General features: G+C 36.4%; 22 protein-coding genes. 16 read left to right on the plus strand and 6 right to left on the minus strand.

Annotated features, from left to right (window positions below; all coding sequences use genetic code 11):
* Positions 1–89 precede the first annotated feature (89 nt).
* From HMAT_RS04285 to HMAT_RS04305, 5 genes are all read left to right on the plus strand, one after another.
* Positions 90–728, plus strand: coding sequence for a Pr6Pr family membrane protein (locus HMAT_RS04285; RefSeq protein ID WP_104381559.1), 639 nt, complete (start codon positions 90–92; stop codon positions 726–728).
* Positions 729–988: 260 nt separating this feature from the next.
* Positions 989–2,461: a serine hydrolase gene (locus HMAT_RS04290; RefSeq protein WP_233789102.1), complete on the plus strand. Its 1,473-nt coding sequence runs from the start codon at positions 989–991 to the stop codon at positions 2,459–2,461.
* A 131-nt stretch (positions 2,462–2,592) separates the two neighbouring features.
* Positions 2,593–2,778 carry a hypothetical protein gene (locus HMAT_RS27675; RefSeq protein ID WP_371412034.1) on the plus strand — a complete coding sequence of 62 codons (186 nt, stop codon included), beginning with the start codon at positions 2,593–2,595 and terminating at the stop codon, positions 2,776–2,778.
* A gap of 303 nt (positions 2,779–3,081) precedes the next feature.
* Positions 3,082–3,783, plus strand: coding sequence for a hypothetical protein (locus HMAT_RS04300; RefSeq protein WP_158655610.1), 702 nt, complete (start codon positions 3,082–3,084; stop codon positions 3,781–3,783).
* A gap of 80 nt (positions 3,784–3,863) precedes the next feature.
* Complete coding sequence (locus HMAT_RS04305) at positions 3,864–4,853, plus strand: hypothetical protein (RefSeq protein ID WP_158655611.1); 990 nt, start codon at positions 3,864–3,866, stop codon at positions 4,851–4,853.
* 285 nt (positions 4,854–5,138) lie between these two features.
* Here the strand turns inward: HMAT_RS04305 and HMAT_RS27195 are convergent, their stop codons facing one another.
* Positions 5,139–5,600: a phosphodiester glycosidase family protein gene (locus HMAT_RS27195; RefSeq protein ID WP_199768539.1), complete on the minus strand. Its 462-nt coding sequence runs from the start codon at positions 5,598–5,600 to the stop codon at positions 5,139–5,141.
* 186 nt (positions 5,601–5,786) lie between these two features.
* On the minus strand, positions 5,787–6,092 hold the full coding sequence (locus HMAT_RS27200) for a hypothetical protein (protein ID WP_199768540.1): 306 nt from the start codon (positions 6,090–6,092) through the stop codon (positions 5,787–5,789).
* Positions 6,093–6,991: 899 nt separating this feature from the next.
* Here HMAT_RS27200 and HMAT_RS04320 point away from each other — a divergent pair.
* From HMAT_RS04320 to HMAT_RS04340, 5 genes are all read left to right on the plus strand, one after another.
* Positions 6,992–7,465 carry an SRPBCC family protein gene (locus HMAT_RS04320; RefSeq protein ID WP_104381564.1) on the plus strand — a complete coding sequence of 158 codons (474 nt, stop codon included), beginning with the start codon at positions 6,992–6,994 and terminating at the stop codon, positions 7,463–7,465.
* A 146-nt stretch (positions 7,466–7,611) separates the two neighbouring features.
* Positions 7,612–8,133, plus strand: a complete 522-nt coding sequence (locus tag HMAT_RS04325) for a ClbS/DfsB family four-helix bundle protein (protein ID WP_104381565.1) — start codon at positions 7,612–7,614, stop codon at positions 8,131–8,133.
* Between the two features lie 72 nt (positions 8,134–8,205).
* Positions 8,206–9,027, plus strand: coding sequence for a penicillin-binding transpeptidase domain-containing protein (locus tag HMAT_RS04330; RefSeq protein WP_371412035.1), 822 nt, complete (start codon positions 8,206–8,208; stop codon positions 9,025–9,027).
* Between the two features lie 532 nt (positions 9,028–9,559).
* The gene (locus HMAT_RS04335) at positions 9,560–10,099 is read left to right on the plus strand and encodes a hypothetical protein (protein ID WP_104381567.1); all 540 of its coding nucleotides are present in this window, start codon (positions 9,560–9,562) and stop codon (positions 10,097–10,099) included.
* 188 nt (positions 10,100–10,287) lie between these two features.
* Positions 10,288–10,497, plus strand: a complete 210-nt coding sequence (locus tag HMAT_RS04340) for a PepSY-like domain-containing protein (RefSeq protein ID WP_104381568.1) — start codon at positions 10,288–10,290, stop codon at positions 10,495–10,497.
* Here HMAT_RS04340 and HMAT_RS04345 read toward each other — a convergent pair.
* Entirely contained in the window at positions 10,490–11,104 is a 615-nt protein-coding gene (locus tag HMAT_RS04345) for a hypothetical protein (RefSeq protein ID WP_104381569.1), read from the minus strand. The genes HMAT_RS04340 and HMAT_RS04345 overlap by 8 nt on opposite strands.
* A gap of 561 nt (positions 11,105–11,665) precedes the next feature.
* Here HMAT_RS04345 and HMAT_RS04350 point away from each other — a divergent pair.
* Together HMAT_RS04350 and HMAT_RS04355 are read left to right on the plus strand one after the other, a co-directional pair.
* The gene (locus HMAT_RS04350) at positions 11,666–12,271 is read left to right on the plus strand and encodes a hypothetical protein (RefSeq protein WP_233789103.1); all 606 of its coding nucleotides are present in this window, start codon (positions 11,666–11,668) and stop codon (positions 12,269–12,271) included.
* Positions 12,268–12,909: a hypothetical protein gene (locus HMAT_RS04355; RefSeq protein WP_158655612.1), complete on the plus strand. Its 642-nt coding sequence runs from the start codon at positions 12,268–12,270 to the stop codon at positions 12,907–12,909. The genes HMAT_RS04350 and HMAT_RS04355 overlap by 4 nt, the downstream gene beginning before the upstream one ends.
* Here HMAT_RS04355 and HMAT_RS04360 read toward each other — a convergent pair whose 3' ends face one another.
* Positions 12,910–14,346, minus strand: coding sequence for a toxin-antitoxin system YwqK family antitoxin (locus HMAT_RS04360; protein ID WP_104381571.1), 1,437 nt, complete (start codon positions 14,344–14,346; stop codon positions 12,910–12,912).
* Between the two features lie 265 nt (positions 14,347–14,611).
* Complete coding sequence (locus HMAT_RS04365) at positions 14,612–15,145, minus strand: dihydrofolate reductase family protein (protein ID WP_104381572.1); 534 nt, start codon at positions 15,143–15,145, stop codon at positions 14,612–14,614.
* 209 nt (positions 15,146–15,354) lie between these two features.
* Between HMAT_RS04365 and HMAT_RS04370 the strand changes: the two genes are divergently transcribed.
* The 4 genes from HMAT_RS04370 (at position 15,355) to HMAT_RS04385 (ending at position 19,463) form a co-directional block, all read left to right on the plus strand.
* A complete protein-coding gene (locus HMAT_RS04370) occupies positions 15,355–16,257 on the plus strand; it encodes an SPFH domain-containing protein (protein WP_104381573.1) in 903 nt (300 codons plus the stop codon).
* 687 nt (positions 16,258–16,944) lie between these two features.
* The gene (locus tag HMAT_RS04375) at positions 16,945–18,162 is read left to right on the plus strand and encodes an enolase C-terminal domain-like protein (protein WP_104381574.1); all 1,218 of its coding nucleotides are present in this window, start codon (positions 16,945–16,947) and stop codon (positions 18,160–18,162) included.
* A gap of 3 nt (positions 18,163–18,165) precedes the next feature.
* Positions 18,166–18,732, plus strand: coding sequence for a hypothetical protein (locus HMAT_RS04380; protein WP_158655613.1), 567 nt, complete (start codon positions 18,166–18,168; stop codon positions 18,730–18,732).
* A gap of 143 nt (positions 18,733–18,875) precedes the next feature.
* Positions 18,876–19,463 carry a hypothetical protein gene (locus HMAT_RS04385; RefSeq protein WP_104381576.1) on the plus strand — a complete coding sequence of 196 codons (588 nt, stop codon included), beginning with the start codon at positions 18,876–18,878 and terminating at the stop codon, positions 19,461–19,463.
* 42 nt (positions 19,464–19,505) lie between these two features.
* Here the strand turns inward: HMAT_RS04385 and HMAT_RS04390 are convergent, their stop codons facing one another.
* Entirely contained in the window at positions 19,506–19,883 is a 378-nt protein-coding gene (locus HMAT_RS04390) for a TfoX/Sxy family protein (protein WP_104381577.1), read from the minus strand.
* Positions 19,884–19,935 lie beyond the last annotated feature (52 nt).

Here is a 19,935-nt window from a genome sequence, read left to right on the forward strand (position 1 = left end):
AGCGATAGTATGCCTTCATGCTTGTGAAGCATGCTTTGTAAAATTAGGTTGGACTTTGTTTAATAAATTGCCTATTTTTAGTAGAGTAAATGGATAGGATGATTTTACCCAAGGAAAGCCTTGTAGTTTTTATCGCACTTTTAAGTTGGATTGCGATTATCGCGCAGTTTTTGATCAGTATCACTAGTGCTACGATTTCGATTGCTGATTTGGTTGTTCGATTTTTTAGTTATTTTACCATTTTGACGAATTTAATGGTCGCAATTTGCTGCAGCAGTGCCGTATTCTTTCCGAACAATATCATCGGCCGATTTTTTGCCAAACCAGCAGTAATTACAGCGGTAACATTATATATTCTGATTGTCGGACTCGTGTACAATACTGTTCTTCGCTACCTGTGGCAACCGGTGGGGATAACCAGGCTTGTTGACGAAATGCTTCATTCCATTATTCCTATATTGGTTTTAATTTATTGGTGGCACTCGCTAGATAAGGCTGTTCTACAATGGCGATCTGTTTTTAGCTGGTTACTTTATCCTCTCTTTTATCTATTATATACGTTGTGGCATGGCTCATTTTCTGGATTTTATCCATACCCCTTTGTTGATGTCTCAGTATTGGGAGTAAACCAGGTACTGACAAATAGCCTGATTGTCGCTTTGGTTTTTGTGTTTATCGGATTACTTTTAATTTTAATAAATAGACGGGTCGCTAAAAACCGGCAATAAAAGTATTTCTATCTTCCTTAATGCTATGCTAAGTAATCCCTATTACGGGAAGAAATAACCCACTGGTAAAGTAATTTTGTTAGGCTGTTGAAAAATGCCGGATGTTGTGCATTTTATTGATGAATTTGGTGCTTGCGGAGATCAGGGTGAATAAGTAGATTCGTATAAAAATCCAATTTCATATGAAAGTCCTTTTAACCTGTATTTTTTGCTCTTGGTTTTCTCTTTCGCTATTTTCTCAAGTTGGGAAAATAAACAAGGTGAAAGATCCATTTGTAGCTATTGATTCTGTACTTGGCCAAGTTTTAAAAGATCATGTTGTGGCAGGTTTTGCCGTCGCAGTTGTAAAAGGCAATAAGGTGATTTATAACAAAGGATTTGGCTATCGCGATCTTGTCAATAAAAAACCCGTTACCCCGAATACGCTCTTTGCTATCGGTTCAAGCTCCAAAGCTTTTACTGCCTCATTATTAGGTTTGCTGAGAGCGGATGGCAAACTAACATTTGAGGACAGAGCAATCACTTTGCTGCCAACGTTGCGGTTTTACAATGACGAAATGAATAATCAAATTGTTGTTAGAGATCTAATGGCACATAGGACAGGATTGTCCCGCTATGATTTATCTTGGTTTCTGTTCAACAGCAAGAATCGGGATAGTCTGATCACAAGAGTTAGATACATGAAACCGAGTTCGGGCCTGCGAATGCAATGGTTCTACAATAATTTTATGTACTTGGCACAAGGAATGATTGTTGAGCGATTGAGTGGCAAAACATGGGAGCAAAATATCCAAGAAAAGTTTTTTACACCCTTACAGATGACCCGTTCCAATACCAATATCTTAGCGTTCCAGCAGGACAGCGATGTTTCTTTGCCCTATACACTGTCTAAAGACGGGGAAATAAAACAGATTGACTATTATAATATTAATGGTATGGGGCCGGCAGGGAGCATAAATAGCAGTGTTAATGACATGTCTAATTGGCTCAAAGTCTGGCTCAACGGCGGGTATTTCAATGGTAAAGAGATACTCCCGGAGAATTATATAAAAGAAGCTGCAAGTTCACAAATGGTGATGGATGCAGCTTTGCCGGACAAACATAAAGATGTCTTCCTTTCCAATTATGGTTTAGGCTGGATGATTGGCTCATACAGGGGACACTATCAAGTAGAACATGGTGGTAATATTAATGGATTTTCTGCAAACGTTGCCTTTTTTCCAGCTGATACATTGGGAATCGTAGTATTAACCAATCAAAATGTATCTAAGGTTCCCACGGTGGTAAGAAACTCAATTGCGGATAGACTTCTTGGATTGGAGCCAATTGATTGGAATGGAGAAAAGAAAGCTGAAATCGACTCTTCGCGTCATGTTAAAAAAGAAGAAGAAAAGTTGCCCGTTCCATCGACCAAACCTTCTCATCCCTTAAGAGATTATACTGGTTCTTTTGAAAATTCTGCATATGGAATTATCCAAATAAGCCTTAAGGATAAGAACTTATACAGTGAGCTCGGTTATGAAAAGGTTATTCTTATTCACCGGCATTATGACGTTTTTGACCCACGGTCTGTAGATAAGAATGGGGTGGCTGATACAGAACCGAGTAATCTGCTGTTTAATTTTTTTAGCGATGTGGATGGTCAGATTCAAGGTATAGGCGTTCTACTGGACGGTAGTGAAAAGCCGGTTATGTTTGATCGTAAAATCAGCTCAGTAGCTGTAAAGATGTAAGATATTTGCTCAGATTACAAATTTGTACTGATGAATATGTTCGAGATCAGAATAATAACCATAAAGCGATTGTTCAGCTCGAAGAGTAAGGACGAAGTAAATGAAGCAAGGGCCCAGTAATAGATATAATAATTCCAACACGGGAAATTGTTGTTGGCGATCTCTGTATCGTAGAGGAAGGCCGTATGATAAATGCTGATGGAGTTATATTACACGGCAACGATTTTTCTGTCAACGAGGCATCCCTTACTAGAGAGTTACTCAAATCCAGAGCTTATGTATCGAAAACGACGGGCTTCAGAAGGATTATAAGCTAGCTTCGTACTGAGCGAATAAAGGCGGCTTCAAAACGAATCGCAAATAAGGGTTGGCAAATATCAAACGTGGCTCAATCAGTGGCAGCGAATTGCTTAAATTTAAAGTGAGTTTAGTGTTCAACTATTGGAAGAATCCGGTTATATTAAATCTAAGAATCCGTTTGATGAAAATAATACCGACAAAAAGAAGAATCGAACTTTTTTTACTAAGCTAAAGTGGCAGAAGTATAAGCCTGCTATGCTGGAACAACTTTTGCTTTATTATGCCATTAACTGAACATATATTTTTATAAACCTATACACATGACTAGACTGGTAAATATACCCATGCCGCGGGCTACATCATTCAAACAAGAGTGTGTTATTGCCATGTTTATCGTTGTTTTGTTTATGGTGCAGATTTTATATGCATTTAGAGTCAGCGCATCACGGAAGCCCATCGAGCGCGGGAGTATACAAAAAAATACGCAATCCCATGTATTGGCGCGTGTTTATGTGAAGATGATACCTTTCGATTCCATCGTGACGGAATGGGTCTATCAGGACATATACGGCAAAAATATGCTACACGTAAAAGTCACAAATCCTTGTAATGCAGATTCGTCCAGATTTGATGGTCTACTTAGCCATATCGAGGTCCGACTGAAAAACAATAAAGGCAACACTTCGGTAACCTATAAGCATCCCTATCCCCAAATGTCACTCATCCAATTTATACAGGAAGAAATACATATTAAAGATCTCGGTGGACGTATGGCGGTGGTCATTCCTTTCTACTACTGTGGAGGATACGAGAGCTATGACATGAAGGTGTCTTATATTGTTCTTTATGAAAACAAAAACTATATCTTCCACCTGGATTACTACTGTGGAGAGGGCGTGGAATGTAAACCCGTGCAAACACTACAAGCCACATTGAAAAATCTTCCAAAAGATATTCGTACCTATCTGATCAGTTATTTAACCAAGAAGCATAGGTCAAGGGATAGTTTCCATCAAGAGTAAAGTTTATACGTTCATTTCAGTAGTTTATGAATTTTATTTTTTTTATAATCTACTGTAATACAGATATTATTTCGGGATATATGCATAAAATTAATATCGCTTGTTTTGCTGTTTTGCTTTTCCTTTTTTCTAGTTACAATAAAGCTCAGACAAAAAGGAAGGTAATAGATACTGTGGTACATGCCGCGGTTAAAGAAGCAATTTTCTTTAATACAAATAAAGCGGATCGTATAACATTACCGTTTGGGTACTCAGCAATTTCAAAAAGACTAAGCATCGACTCCACGCTGTCGATGATAGCGAATGAAAATAAGATAAAGGAAATCAATGCATTAAAATTTGAGAAGACGGTCAAAAAAGATCTTGTATTACTTCCGGAAGAATACGATGTTTTTCTGCCATTTAGCAAAGATGTCAATGAAAAGTATGACAATATTAAAATTTCTTCCCGTTTTCTGTATTATGGAACATATTCAATGTATTTTATGGCTGTTTATAATACCGTCCGCTACACTGACCCATTTATTGAAAAGATGTATTTAATTTCAACGAAGGATGGCCAACTTATTGATATAAAGAGAATCTATCTACATCATGAAGGAGAAATGGGAAATGCAAACTACACATTGTTTAATATAGGCAAGGACTATATTATTTCTCTTCGGGATTATGATTTTAGTGAGGATCCGTTTCGTATAAAAGCATTGCATAAATACAGGATTCTACCCTCAGGAAAATTTTCCAGATACTATGATCATGATGGTTTCTATAAAAATGACGAAGAACAGGGCATGGTGAAAAATCATAGTAGAGAAGGGAGGTGGATAGAATTTAAATTAAACAGCTGTATCGATTTAAAGAATTATCCAACATTTACGGATCCATATACCTATTTGGAAGCAACCTATAAAAGTGGTTTACCGGTCGGGAAATGGAAATTTTATAAATTATTGCAGAAATATAACGAAGAGACCGGAGTGCCCATATTAAACACACGCCAAAAAGGACAATTGATTTATACCGAGGTGTATCGGAAAGGTGTGTTGAAAAACCGCGAATTTCAGGATTAATCAAAAACTGAACATATTATCCGCAATTATTGCGCAGGTGTAATGACACTAATTATAACTCCTAAGTTTCCATCGCTTTGGATCCAGTTTTTTTCAGGCTGATAAGCTCTGGATACGCATCCGTCTAGGTATAGGGCATTTACGCACCCTGATTGCTTGAAAAACTGTGCAAGACTATAAAAATTGATCTCTTCTTAGACATAGCGAAGATGAGATCGCCATTCTCCAAAAGACCTACTCCGTTTCTTACATTCAGATTTTGGGAATCTTTCTGAAAAATCGGATTTATTTTCTGTTTACCAGCAGCATCGGACCGGATTGAGTGGCGTATTTGATTTCCGGAAGCTGTCTGAATTTTTTTGTTTCGACAATTCCCGCCTGATTGTTTTGGTTAAGGTAAAATATCCCATTAGGTGAGAGATAGAAGTTTCCCGGACCCGCTAGCGTATCCATTGATTTCAGTTGTCTATAATTCTCGATATACAGACCTTTTGGCGAATTGTCGGGCTCAAACATGCCACCCTTCATGGCAAACAATAATTTTAGATTGCTGGCTTCGACTTTATTCTTCAGCCAAGCGATGCTTCTCAAAATAGTTTGATCATCATTTTTCCAATATAACCTTATATTTCCTTTTTCGGGACTTATTTGGTAAGCGACAAACTTATCTTCAGCTTCTATTCTTTTTCTACAGGAGAGAGTAAATATAAGTAGGGGGTAGATGACAAAACTGTAGATGCTTTTCATTTATGCTGAGATGAATATTATTGACTAAATTAACACATATTTTCAGATTTTGAAGTTTTTCATTTTCTCAGTGCAGCCATTTCTCTTTTAGTCTAAGTGAAGTGGCTGGAAGAAAGTTATATACATACCGGCGGTGTGCTTTAATAAGTTTATCATATTACTATTGAATGTGTATTATAAAAAAATCTAAAGGTGTTTACTAAATAACCATTTTTGGAGTTCATCTGTTAGTAAATAGGGGATTACAATGTTGTTATGTTGGAGATTTTTAAATGTTGTGAAGATCAGCCTATTATTACCTTTCAATTTTTTGAATAATATTTCGCTTCCAATGTAGGGGTTATCCATATCTTTTTCCCCATGAATTAACCAAATGTCCTTCTGCTTTAATTTTTCAAGATTCGACAAGTCAGGTACAGCAGCTATGGAAACCATTGCCGCGAATTTTTCAGGAGCTAGGCTCATCAGATTTTGAGCTGTTGAAGCACCCATCGAATAGCCAATTAAATAAATTCGGTTCAGATCAATATTTGGATAGTCTTTCTCGATGTTTTTAATCAATGTCAAAATTAGGAGGGCTTCCTTTGATGGGCTTGCTGTTAAAACTCCCGCCGTATTTTGTGTGTAGACAGACGAACGCTGTTGAAATTGGGGTGCTAGTACAAAACAGTTGAACCTGTGAAAAATATCATCTCTAATCCATGTTCGGGCCAAATGCTCTAGTTGGTTTTCGTTGTCGTTGCCCATTCTTGACGAATTATGGAATGTAATTACAAGCGGATATTTTGTGGATAAGTTAAAGTTTTTAGGTAAAAGAAAGCGATATGGGATATTAAAAGCCTCAGTTGTAAATGTTTTTTTTTCAAATTTAATAACGGAGAGATTGTTTAGAATGCTTCTGGTCCGTGAAAATCTTGTACTATCAATACAAGTGGGATCAAATAGCTGTGTTTGTCCCTGGGCAATATTGCAAATAATTATAGTGATAAAAGCGGTGATCTGGAGTTTAATTCTGTTGGTATACATCTGGCTTTATAGTTCAGTAGCACAAATTACGTTTTTTCCTTTGCTATTTGAAATCTCTTTGGCGTAATACTATTGTCTTTTGTAGACTGCAACATATCCCACCAAAACCTTTTATCAATTCAGGTAACATTTTTAATTTCTCATATAGTTTACAAATCGTATAAACTGACATTGGTCACTTATGACCCATGGTTCTAGAAAGGATAGAAGATATCTAATTTGCTTGTTTCTCTGTCAAATTAGCAATCCGTCTTTACAGGCTCCGCGTAAACTGATTGGCAATTTTTGCGTATTTAATAAACCAAAATTATGGTGAAGCTGTTATCCAATCAGGTGACCAAATTGGTCTAAGCTAGATTGATAAGATGAGATATAAATTATATAGGGAACAGCAACTGAAATGCGATATCCAAACAGCGTGGAATTTTTTTTCTTCCCCGATGAACCTTTCTGAAATAACACCAAAAGAGATGGGTTTTGTTGTGGTTTCCGACCTTGACCAGGATGAAATAGCTGAAGGTCTGATTATCGATTATTTTGTATCACCGATCCTCGGAATTCGGTTGAAATGGAAGACAAAAATAACACAGGTTGAAAAAAATAAAAGTTTTACGGATTTTCAAGTTCATGGTCCTTATAAATACTGGAACCATTTCCATGAATTTATTCCAAATGGACATGGAGTATTGATGAAAGATACGGTCGATTATGAGCTGCCTATGGGAATTCTAGGAACAGTTGCCCACGGGATTTTTGTTAAAAGAAAGTTAGGGCTAATTTTTGACTATCGTTATCGGGTTTTGGATAAATTATTTAATCAAACGAAAAGCAACCCATAGCGTTTTATTACACCTTGCTATTTTCATGAAGCCTCACTAAAATAGGTTCGGCTGAAAAGTACCTTCATGGCGAGACCATTCGGCAACCATCAATAATTTCGTATATTTAGGGATATATTAATCTCAAATTATCCAGAGTATACGCTATGGCTGTACCAACAAATAAATTAGAACTGCAATTGGCAATCAAAACGAATTATGATAAATTAGTGAAGGAGTTAACCACAATTCCTCACCAACAGACTACGGTAACTGAACTGGAAGGGCATAGCAAGGGTACATGGATGAGCATTAATAATCTGTTGGCCTATTTGATTGGTTGGGGGGAACTTGTCCTAAAATGGAATCGTGACAAAGATAGTAACGAAGTGGTGTACTTCCCCGAGAGCGGCTATAAATGGAATGAACTTGGCAAGCTAGCTCAAAAGTTTTATCAGGATTATAAAGACTTCGATTTTAAGACGCTTCTACAAAAACTTGATAAAACCGTAGCTGCTATTTTAGATTTGATTGCACATAAATCAAATCAGGAGCTTTATGAAACCGCTTGGTACGAAAAATGGACGCTCGGCAGAATGATACAGTTCAATACCTCCTCTCCTTATTCAAATGCGAGAAATAGGATTAAAAAATGGAAAAAAGGGAGTTCATGTTTTATCGATCAATAACTGTTAAAATTTTTTTTCGCTAAATGGAATTCTAAGTATATGAAACGACTTATTCTCTCAATTTTTGTATTTATGCCTGTGCTGGCTTATAATCAATTTCAAAATACTCTTGGACTGAAAAGTCCAAAAATAGATGATTCCATAATCGTCAGATCCGATTTTAAGCGGTATTTTGATGCCTGCGAGGTGGATGGTTCAATTGCTATTTATGACAATACCAGAAAGATTTGGCTACTGTCGGACACCATGGGTACAAAGCAGCAAGACCTTCCAGCCTCCACATTTAAGGTCATCAATATGCTGATTGCTTTGGAAACAGGAACTATAAAAGATGAGAATGAGACTGTTAAATGGCCGGGGAAGACCGATACCGTGAAATACGGATATCGGCCAAGTATCTATCATGATATAACTGTAAAGGAAGCGTTTGAAGTATCTGCCGGCTGGGCATTTGTCGAATTATCCAAGCGAATAGGAAAGGAGAGATATAAATCTTATTTAGCCAAGTGCCATTATGGAAATCTTGATCTTTCCCAGACTGATCCAGATTTTTGGAATTATGGGAAGTTCGCGATATCGCCGATAAATCAAGTCACTTTTTTAAAGGAACTGTATGATGGCACGCTTCCCTTTTCGAAAAAGAATATGGATATCGTTAGGCGGGTCATGCTCACCGAACAACAGAAAGGATACAGTATTCGGTCCAAAACAGGATGGACAAGACAGCATGGAATCAATACCGGATGGTGGATTGGCTATTTGACAACGAATGACAATGTTTATTTCTTCGCGACAAGACTTCGACAAAATCGTAAAAACAATACGCCTTCCTTCGGCAATTGCAGGAAAGAGATAACAAAGTCAGTGTTAAAGGATCTTGGGGCATATCGCTAAAATTAATGGCCTCTTTCTCCTGTAATCACAATTATTTATTAGTTCAAATAACTGTCAGTGGCCTGAGGTTCTCATCATCAAAGCAAACTATCGTGATTTGTTTGATCTATCTATCGGGGTGTAGAAAATCATTTATCGTTTTAATTGATACCTGCTTCCACTTCCTTTCGTATTGTATATGGTCTATAATGTGTCATTCTATAAACTTACAAATTCATTTTATAAACCCGAATGGCTATTTAGCAACGCATAAAATTTTATACCGATGATCGGGTAGTGCAGGGTATAGGGGAAAATAGTTCACAAGAAAGCTGTCAAACAAAAAGTTTGTTCAGAAAATAAATAGTTTCTCTATTATCCGATACTTCGCGAATATAAAGTCATTAAGAGCGAATAATAATTGATAAGGTGCAACCGGATGTAATCGTATATATTTGATTATTGAAACACTATTTTCAACATATATAAAAGATTTAAAATTCAGGTCTCAGGTTAACAAGTTACAATTATCAGTTTTTAAACAGTGAAAAAAATGAAGAAAATATTTTTGGTAATACTAATCATCTCGACTCATCTTTTTGTTTTCGGGCAGCAGAAAAAATCGAAGAAAAATACGATTCCGCCACCAATAAAAAAGAAGGAGTATTCTATTCCCGAAGCAATAAGAATAGAGGATATCGTTCGAGAACAAACAGAAAAATGTTTTGTTTATAAGATCGAAGAAAAGAAGGATTCGTTGTTGTATGTGAGTAATAGTTTATTGGAATATGGTTGGGCGGGAGATAATGCCCGAATGGTAATAACTTCCTATCATTACGATCCAGTAAAAAAGAAAGAAGCGGAACAAAAAGGATATGTCCTTTTGGAAGAAAAGGATATGCAATTTATAAACGGATCATATAAGGCAGAAAAAAATCTTTTGATTTTCACGCCTGATAAATTGGAACGATTTGAAAAAAGAATATTCAGATTGGTATACAGACAGAAAACGAAAGAAATCGACTACCTGGAAGACGAAAAAAGCAATAAGTATGTTCCGGGGGATTGTCCAGAACCCGTTGTAGGGAAATAGATACATATTCTCTATAGGTTTGTTCCCCTTTAGCGCTATGTTTGGCAGCAAATAGCGGCACAGTCTTCATGTATTCCCAATTCTTTCCCAAATTCATATATAACTTTAGGTTATTACAAATAATGGATTGACAGTTAGATGATATTCATAAAATCATCATAGTATTTAACATTTAAAACTTAAGTTATATGGCAAATTGGAATTTAATAACTGGAATTGATGGGAAATTTTCTTCACAGGATATCAGAAAAAATATCTTGTCTCATATCATGAAATATTACCCTGCAAATCAGGTTGAATTTATTGAAAGAGATCACAGCGCTTATAGAATAGCTATTAGAGAAGGGGAGATTCTTACGTTCGATTTAAAAGGGAAATTTCTAAAAGCAATTAATTAAAGCTTACGCATTTATGTCTCATAGTCAGTTTCGAAAAACTTCTGGCAGAATTGGGATAATTGGTAAAAGAAAGAGATCTAGCTGTTACACCTTTAAATTCGGCCGAAGCCAAGGATTTTGATACGGTCTGCTCGTTTTCAAAATTGCCGGCGGGGATAATAAGTACACCTATATTCTTGGCCGGTTGATTGCTGTAATAGGAGGTTACTTTAACTATTAAGGTTCCTGAAAAATCAGTTACCTTGGTCTCTTTATTCTTTGTAGTACCGGTAGTGACCTGAACATAGTCGCGGATAACATAATTTATATTGTCTGCTTTTGCCGAATCAGCAACTACTAGATAACTTTTGGGGTTTAGATCGCCGAAATCCACTTGACCATTTCCATCTGTCCGACGCTCATCAATTAAGATACTATTGCTTGAATAATAGCTCTCTAAATGATCAAACAAAGATACCTTGATATTAGGTAAACCTTTACCGTTCCCATCGGTTAATCTGTACGTTAATTTTCCACTATTGGAGATAGAAAGATCCACACTTGTTGTTTTCTTACAAGATACAAATACTGCAGACAACAGCATTAAATAGGCTAATTTTAATTTCATAAATGTTAATAAATTGTTTGGGGTTGCAAATATATCATTTTGATTTATATGTTCCCGCTTTTTCAGAATAAGCCAGATAAATTTATTTTGTATTCGATTAGGGGCTGGAAAGTTATCTAAAAAAACATATTTATTATAGAACGGTATAAGTTCTTATGTTAGCTAAAAACAAATTAGGATCGGGCCATAATGCTTTTATGTTTGATAATATATATAGTATCTATCTTACTAGAGACAATTTGTTAAAAATTGGAGCCAGAGATTTACGAATTTTAAATTGTTGTCCACGAATATTAATATTTGTACTTGATGTTAAATCATATGTTGATATTTGTTTTGCAATTAACGGTTATTTGAACCTGCGAATGATCATGATGTATTTTAGTTTCTGAATAGTGACAAGGATATTTATTCCGAAAAATGAATAACGGTATTTTGCTTTCAAATAGGGAAGTATTGTATCATGAAAATAAATTAAATTAGTAAAGCCGTAATCAGGGTGATTTCAGCTGTTAATAAATAATAGAATAGAAAGAGGGTCAGGCACGTCATAAAGATTTAATGAGAAAAAAATACATCATCATCATAGGAGTTTTAGTATTTATCGCTGCATCAGCAATAGGATATCTTATTTTTCTCAGTGCTCTGAGCGGCATTGGAAACCCGACCGGAGGACGAGGGCCTGACTATCCTTATTTTATTACAACTGAGCCTGTAACGGTCAAAAAAATTGTTGTTCCTAAAGGAACAAAGCTGACCTACGAAGAACAGTTTTTTAAGAAAGGACAACAGGACAAAATAATGAATGAAAAAAAACTCACCGATATCCATTTGCCCGAAGGAAAAACAATAGATTGGGGAGGTGTACCAGTCTATGCGATCACTAAATTTTTCAATTCTGAAATGACGGGATACTCGGTTTTCGCTGCTTTTAACCAATTGAGTGATGAACAAAGAACCAAATTTTCCGAATTATGGCAAGCGTGTGGAGGTGAGTTGGGCGTGCTGGTCAAAGATGCAGGTGACTGGACTTTTGAAACGAAAAATATTACTGATATTACCGATTGCAGCGTGAGGTATCAGCGTTACTTTAAGGAAGATGATAGACAGCAAAAGTTTCTTGACAGTCTATATAATGCCCTGGGAGAGCAAGTCAAAACGAAATGAAAAGAATTAATAAATATTTTTATCGCAGCTCTATATTCATTTTAATTTCAGTCCCAATGAAGTTATTCCCTCAGAGTATTAAAAATAAAAACAATTATACTTACCAAGTTAGAGAAGAAAATGGGGACTTAAATCATGATGGCAAAATGGATAAAGTAACGGTGAAAATGGATACCGTAGCAGAAACAAGGCCATTACGATTGCAAATTTTCCTGTCTCAACCTAATGGAAAACTAGCATTGGCGGTATCCTCGGATAAAATCATCGAACCGCAGTATCCCGTTGAAAAGGGAGGAAAGTTTAATGGGTATCAAATTCCCTATTTTTTTATAGAAGAAGGAACTTTGAAAATGTGGAGCGAAATTAAAAGCGGAAATATTACCTGCCACTTCAAATATAACAAGGGTAATTTTGAATTGATTTATATCGACAAGCTCACAAACGACGCAACCAAAGGTTATATGGACGAAAACACCATATTCACAGAAACTAAATTTGACCTGATTACTGGGATTAGAACCGAAACCGATGAAAAATCAGGATCAGCTAAAGTATTGAAAATTAGAAAAAAAAGAGTTTTAATAAGACCTTTGCCAAGAATACAGGATTTTAAATTTTCCGATAAAGATCTGTATTAATTATGATCCATCTTCTTGTACCAACGGATCTGTGCTTATTGTATTTGTAGGTTTGCCTTTTTCGTTATAGTAGGTCCGTTTGTTTGTTTTATAATTATCAATGCTTTTTACCTGTCCCGTTTCGATGCGATAGACTCGCCATTTACCGGTTTTTCGGCCTTGTGTATAGCGCCCTGTTTTTAGTAACTTTCCATTTTGACCATACCAATTCCATTGATCGGTCTTATTGCCATTAGCATAGTGTCCGGTGATTTCTATTTGCCCATTGGTGTGATACCATTTCCATTGATTAATTTGCTGTCCATTATTATCGTAATTTCCCTCCACCTGCAATTGACCATTCTCGTAGTACCATAACCATTTGCCAACACTCTTATTTTCTTTGGTTGTTCCCTGATTTTTTAGCTGTCCATTTTCATGATAGTATTTCCATTCGCCAATTTTAACGCCGTTATCCATAATTCCGGCAGCTTCTAGATGACCGTTTTCGTAATAAAACTTCCATTCGCCCAATGATTTTCCCTCTTTATAGTGAGCAAGATTCATCAGGTTCTTGTTGCTATAATACCATTTCCATTCCCCTGTTTTTAAGCTGTCTTTCATTTCTCCGACACAACGTAATTGGCCGTTATCATAATATTCCATCAGCAAGCCATTTTCCTTATTCCCCGCAAAGTTTTTAACGGCTTTGATTTCTCCGTTTTCAGTATACCATTTCCATTCCCCTGTTTTTTCTCCATTGATGCTGCTTCCGGTAACGGATGGCGATCCATTTGTGTTATAGTATATATAAAGACCGTGCTCTTTGTCGTTGAGATAGTTTCGAATACCTTGTAAGGCTCCGTCTTCGGTATACCATTTCCATTCTCCGGTTTTTGCAGCCATTTTAAATTCTCCTCTAGACCGGAGTTGTCCATTTTCATGATAGAATTTCCATTCTCCGGTTTTAACACCGTTATGGATAATTCCGGTAGCTTCCAGATGACCATTTTCGAAGTAATATTTCCATTCTCCGATCGCCTTTCCGTTAATCAAACTTCCAATTTTACTTAATTGTCCGTTTTCATGATAAGCTCGCCATTGGCCTATTTCTTGATCATCTTTGTATTTCCCTATGGCTAACATTTGGCCATTAGAATAGAATTCTTTAAACTGTCCATTCCGTTTTCCTTTTTTATAGGTAGAAATAATTTGCGTATTACCGTTTTTATAAAATCCTTTCCATTCTCCTTGTAGTTCTCCTTTTTTGTATCTACCGACATATTTTACATTGCCGTTATCGTGATAATATATCCATTCGCCCGTCTTTAGACCATTTTTATCCAATTGACCCTGTTGTTTTACAGTGTCGCTTTCTACAATTACTTTGTGTTCTGATTGAGCATACATGCTCCCGGATAAATTCAATAGCAATAAAAATAGAACGATATTTTTCATGTTTTTTATTTAATCATATTAACAGTTACAGACTCAGGTAAGAATACGACAGAACTGAATCTGATAGTCAACATTTCTTACTTTGGTATGAAGATCTGATTCTTTTCGATAACTTTTCTTTATTGATTTATATTCGATGGATCCAATTTATTATTCGACTTATTCTGAAATAAATAGCACGACAGGAGCAAACATCCACTACGAATAGAATGCGTCCAATTACATGCGTGCATTAATGCATTTTTCTGGATTAATCTTGTGTCGCTTATTTTTCTTTACTGTAGTGTAATTGTGTAAGTCCTGTTTCAAAAGTTTTTGCTGTTATTAGCTTAAGTGTTTGTTCAGGTCGGCCGTCTTTGAACAGTCTTGTTCCATTGCCTAATAGTATGGGGATAACAGAAATCACAAACTCATCGATTAAATCCTGCTTTAACAATTCATTTATTACTTCTGCTCCGCCGTCGCAGTAAATATTTTTTCCATCTTCGGATTTTAGTTTTTCGATCAATTTTGTCAGATCTCCCGTATAAAAGATCGTTCTACCTACATTTGATCTTTCAGTTCCTGTGATAACATAAACGTCGCGATTTCCGTTGTCATAGTGAGATGAGCCGATATTTTTAAGGACATATTCATAGGTTTTCCGACCGACGATTAACGTGTCAATTGAGTCGGTAAATTCGGCATAGCCATAATCTTCACCTTCTTTTTCTACAAGTTTTAAAAAACTCAGGTCATCATTGGGCTTTGCAATGTAACCATCTACGCTCATTGCAATGAAAAGTGATATTTTTCGCATTTGTCTTAAATTTTAAAGTTACTACAAAAGTAACCTTAACCACGCCTTTCTTCCTTGGAAAAATGCGACAAAATTAAATTTGTGAAGGACTCACGTCAATTTCAGTAAATTTGACCAATAAAATAACTCTGGTAAAATAATAGAAATTGCTATAGGAATGACAATGTAAAGACGTAAGTTTGTGTTTCACCAATACTAAATTTAAGGTTATGATATATTTAGGAATTCTAATTTTTTTCGGACTTATTACGTTATTTGCTTCTTTTTATACCGTAAAACAGGAATCCGCAGCTGTGGTTGAACGGTTAGGCAAATTTTTAAAAGTAAGCCACGCCGGACTCCATTTAAAAATCCCGTTTTTGGATCAAATCTCTAAACGTCTGAATTTAAGAATAAAGCAATTGGACGTCATTATAGATACCAAAACGTTGGATAATGTTTTCATAAAGATGAAAGTTTCTGTTCAGTATCAGGTAATCAGAGAAAATGTAAAAGACGCTTATTATCGTTTGGAAAATCCTGAAAACCAGATTACATCTTATGTTTTTGATGTTGTGCGTGCTGAAGTTCCAAAAACAAAATTAGATGATGTTTTTGTCAGAAAAGATGATATTGCAATTGCCGTAAAAAGTGAACTGCAAGAAGCGATGCAAAGTTATGGTTACGATATTATCAAAGCTTTGGTGACGGATATTGATCCTGATGAACAGGTAAAACACGCCATGAACAGAATTAACGCTGCTGAACGTGAAAAAACAGCCGCAGAATACGAATCTGAAGCGCAAAGAATACGGATTGTTGCTGTTGCAAAAGCCGAAGCAGAATCTAAGAAGCTTCAGGGACAAGGAATTGCAGACCAAAGAAGAGAGATCGCAAAAGGATTGGAAGAATCTGTAAAGATGTTGAATGCCGCCAATATTAACGCTCAAGAAGCTTCTGCTTTAATCGTGGTTACTCAACATTATGATACACTGAATGCGATCGGAGCCAATAGCAGAAGCAATTTGGTTTTACTTCCCAATTCTCCAACAGCTGCAAGCTCCATGCTGAATGATTTGGTCGTATCAATGGCGGCAGCGCAAAAAATTGGATCGGATAAGGAGCAGAGTTAAGTTAGAATTGCCCAATTGATTTTCAGTTGTTCTCTTCGGCCTGTCTTACGATAGCATATTCAAAATTAGCGACTTTAATGCTCCAAAGTTGAAGTGTTTGTATCGCTTTAAGATTTTCCTGTTCTTTACGAGCTTGTCCGTGAGAGACTTGATAAATTAACTCCAATAATTTCCTTTGGAATCGTTTAATAAAAAGTAAAAACCCGCGTCACCAAATTTCTTCCCGGGTGAATACGCTCATGTCTATAGTTTGTCGATTTTTTTAATTGTTACCTGCACCCCTTTGAGGCTGTCTAATTTTGATAGTAACAAAATTCTAATAAATTGCACATCTTATGGAAATATTGAATTATAAATGATCCTATAGGGGGTCGTGTGCTTAAGATAATAGAAGAGGCCAACCAGCTGACACTTTGGGTTATAATGATAAAATTCGATAGTAAATTGAAACAGAAAGACTATTATTTTTTCTGTTTTTTTATGTACTTTTCAAGTACTAGTGCAAACCTTTAAATTATACCTCATATTGTTTGAGCATATCAAATAATCAATGAAATATTTAAAGGTAGGCAATTCATTTTTTTATCGCTCGTCCAGATCATTTTGCGAAAGACTAATGAGTCAGAGGGAACTACTCAAGGCGATAAAAAATTATTAATAATCAATTAAGATCAACATAAACCAAAAATGAAAAGAAGAACATTCTTACAGACCTTAAATTTGAGTATTGCAGCAGCGACATTATATCCTGGTTCAGGAAATGCCATGTCCTTAGCAGCTATCTTAGACGTTAGCCATCAGGAAAAGGAACTCTCGTATCACCGGATACAGGAAATAAAATATTCGACCGTTCAGATGAAATATCCCCGCCTTGTGGGGAAAAATGCTCGGTTGAACCTGCACGGCTATGGCCCCAATGTGGAGATCTGTGCGATCAAAACCGACAAAGGTGCCATGGGCTGGGCTTCGTTGCGAGGAGCCATAAAAGATGCCAAGCAGATTGAAATGGAGCTCATCGGTAAAAAAGTATCTGAACTTTTTGCTTCCAATGCTGGGATTTTGAATGACAGGCACATCGCTTTTGATATTGCCCTTCATGACCTTGCAGGAGTAATCTTGCAGAAACCAGTTTATGAATTACTTGGCCGTAAGAAGCCGTATACAACCGACTATTATAGCGGGATGATCTATTTTGATGATTTGGAGCCATCAGAAAGGCCCGCAGGTATAGCCCGGATTCTGGAAGAATGCCGCTATGATTATGAGGTGGGCTATAGACAATTTAAGCTAAAGATCGGTAGGGGACATAAATGGATGCCAGTTAAGGAAGGGTTACAGCGTGATATTGACATAACAAATGCTGTAGCCAGAGCCTTCCCTGAATGTGGTATTTTAGTCGATGGAAACAATGGCTTTACAGTTGATCAATTCATTCAATATTTAAAAGGTATTCCATCGGTCAACTTATTCTGGATAGAAGAGCCCTTTCATGAAACCGTTTCCGACTATGAAAAATTGAGAAATTACATAAAAGAAGCAGGCATAAGCACTTTGTTGGCAGATGGTGAAGCAGATCCAAATCCAGTGTTGCTTAAGGAACTTTTTGAAAAAAAACTACTGGACGTGCACCTTACAGACATCGAGGGACTGGGGTTCACGAACTGGAGAAAATTGATGCCGGAATTAAAAAAAATAGGTGCACAGGCTTCCCCTCATGCCTGGGGCTCACTGCTTAAGTCGTACTATACGGCACATCTGGCAGGGGGGCTGGGCAATACAGTTACGATAGAGGGCGTAACGAGCACGTCGGAAGAAGTTGATCTTTCAGGTTATAAGATCCAGGACGGCAAACTGATTCCGCCTTCCACAGCGGGGTTTGGAATGCCTCTTTTAAAGAAAATATAATAAATGATGAAAAAGGTTCTTTTTAATTTGGTTATGTTCATATCCACCTTGGTTATTTTTCAAGCGCAGGCTCAAACACAAAAAAACAATAATTATGATTTTTTTGATACTGTCGTTAATAACCATGATCAGATCTTTCCGCCATCAGGTATTCCTTCTGCTATCGAAATGCTACTGAAGTATTGCAAAGCAGTGGATTTTAATTTTTACGACTTACAAATTAAATGGCAAAACAAAACGGATGGTTCTTTCCGTGACTTTGACAAAAAGGAATTATACGGAATTACTTTTTCCCAGAAATTTAATTTGCCCCGGGATGAAGGTTTTCCGATAGATAGTCTTTTTCAAACGATAGAAAATGAATTAAAATCTGGTAAAAAGGTAATTATCGCACTTCAGGCGGAAATGGGCTGGTCCATTTTTATCGTCTATAAACAAACCTCGGATGGAGAATTTGTTTCTTATAGCAAACTAGGCAGCCATACAACGATACTTAGAAATACAAAAGAAATTGTAAGGAAGTCCAATGGTACAGAAATCATGACGTACAGCAGTCCGACTCGTTTGTAGCGGGATGCACACATCTTTAAGCTATGGCGACGAGTTGTTTGTTTAGTGTTCGTAAAAGCAATAAAGTCACGATATTTCTGGTCCAAGGTGCTGACCGTCTAACTCTGTATTGTTGACTTTTGTAAAAAACAACTAATTAAATTATGAAAAAGATTCTCTTCAGCCTAACCATGTTCCTATTCACATCGGTTATTTTTCATGCAAAGGGTCAAATAAAGGAAAATGATAAGGGCGATTTTTTTGACACTGTTGTAAATAACCACAATCAAATTTTTCAAATGTCCTGCATTCCATCAGCTATCGAAATGGTACTAAAGTATTATAACCTGGTAGATTTTGATTTTTACGGCTTACAAAATGAATGGCAGAACAAAGCTGATGGTTCTTTCCGCGACTTTGACAATAAAAAATTATACGGCATTACTTTCTCCCAAAAATTTGTTTTACCTCGGGATACAAACTTTCCGATAGACAGCCTTTTTCAAACGGTTGAAAATGAATTGAAGTCGGGGAGAAAAGTGATTATCTCACTTCCGGCAGACGCGGGCTGGCATATGTTTATCATCTGCAAACAGACTCCAGATGGAGAATTTGTATCCTATAGCAAACTCGGAAATCATACTTTAATACTTAGGAATACAAAAGAAATTGTAAAGAAATCCAACGGTACGGAAATCATGACTTACAGTACTTCTCCGGGTTTGCATTCTCCTCAAGCCGCTGCTCACTAAGATAAAACGGGAGTACAATGAATAAAAAACCTTACATTACGATCAATTTTTTGTTTCTTTAAAACGAGATTTTGCAATCTTCTTCTTCGACGCTTTTGCTGCTGGATTATAATCAAGACATATTTTGATCCAGTATTCAAAATCATCAGATTTTTGATAACCGCTGGATTCTACATAACAATACCCTTTGAGCTGCTTTCCCTTCATAATCATCGGCAAGAAGCCTTTTTTTTCCGAAACCTCATCTTCGAGTTCGGGGTTATAGCGGCACATCAAATTATCCTGACTAATATTGACACACATTTTCCCGTTTACAAGAAAAGATAATCCACTGAACATTCTCTTCTCCTCAACTTCCATATGGTCTTCCATCGAAAGTCTTTCACGGACACGGTTGACAAGTTCATTATTATAAGCCATCTCTTGAGTTTTTTAATTAGTTACAATCTAAGACAATTTGCCTTTTTACCAG

Origin of the sequence: Sphingobacterium sp. HMA12 (assembly GCF_002933815.1) — a bacterium.
Classification (GTDB): Bacteria; Bacteroidota; Bacteroidia; order Sphingobacteriales; family Sphingobacteriaceae; genus Sphingobacterium.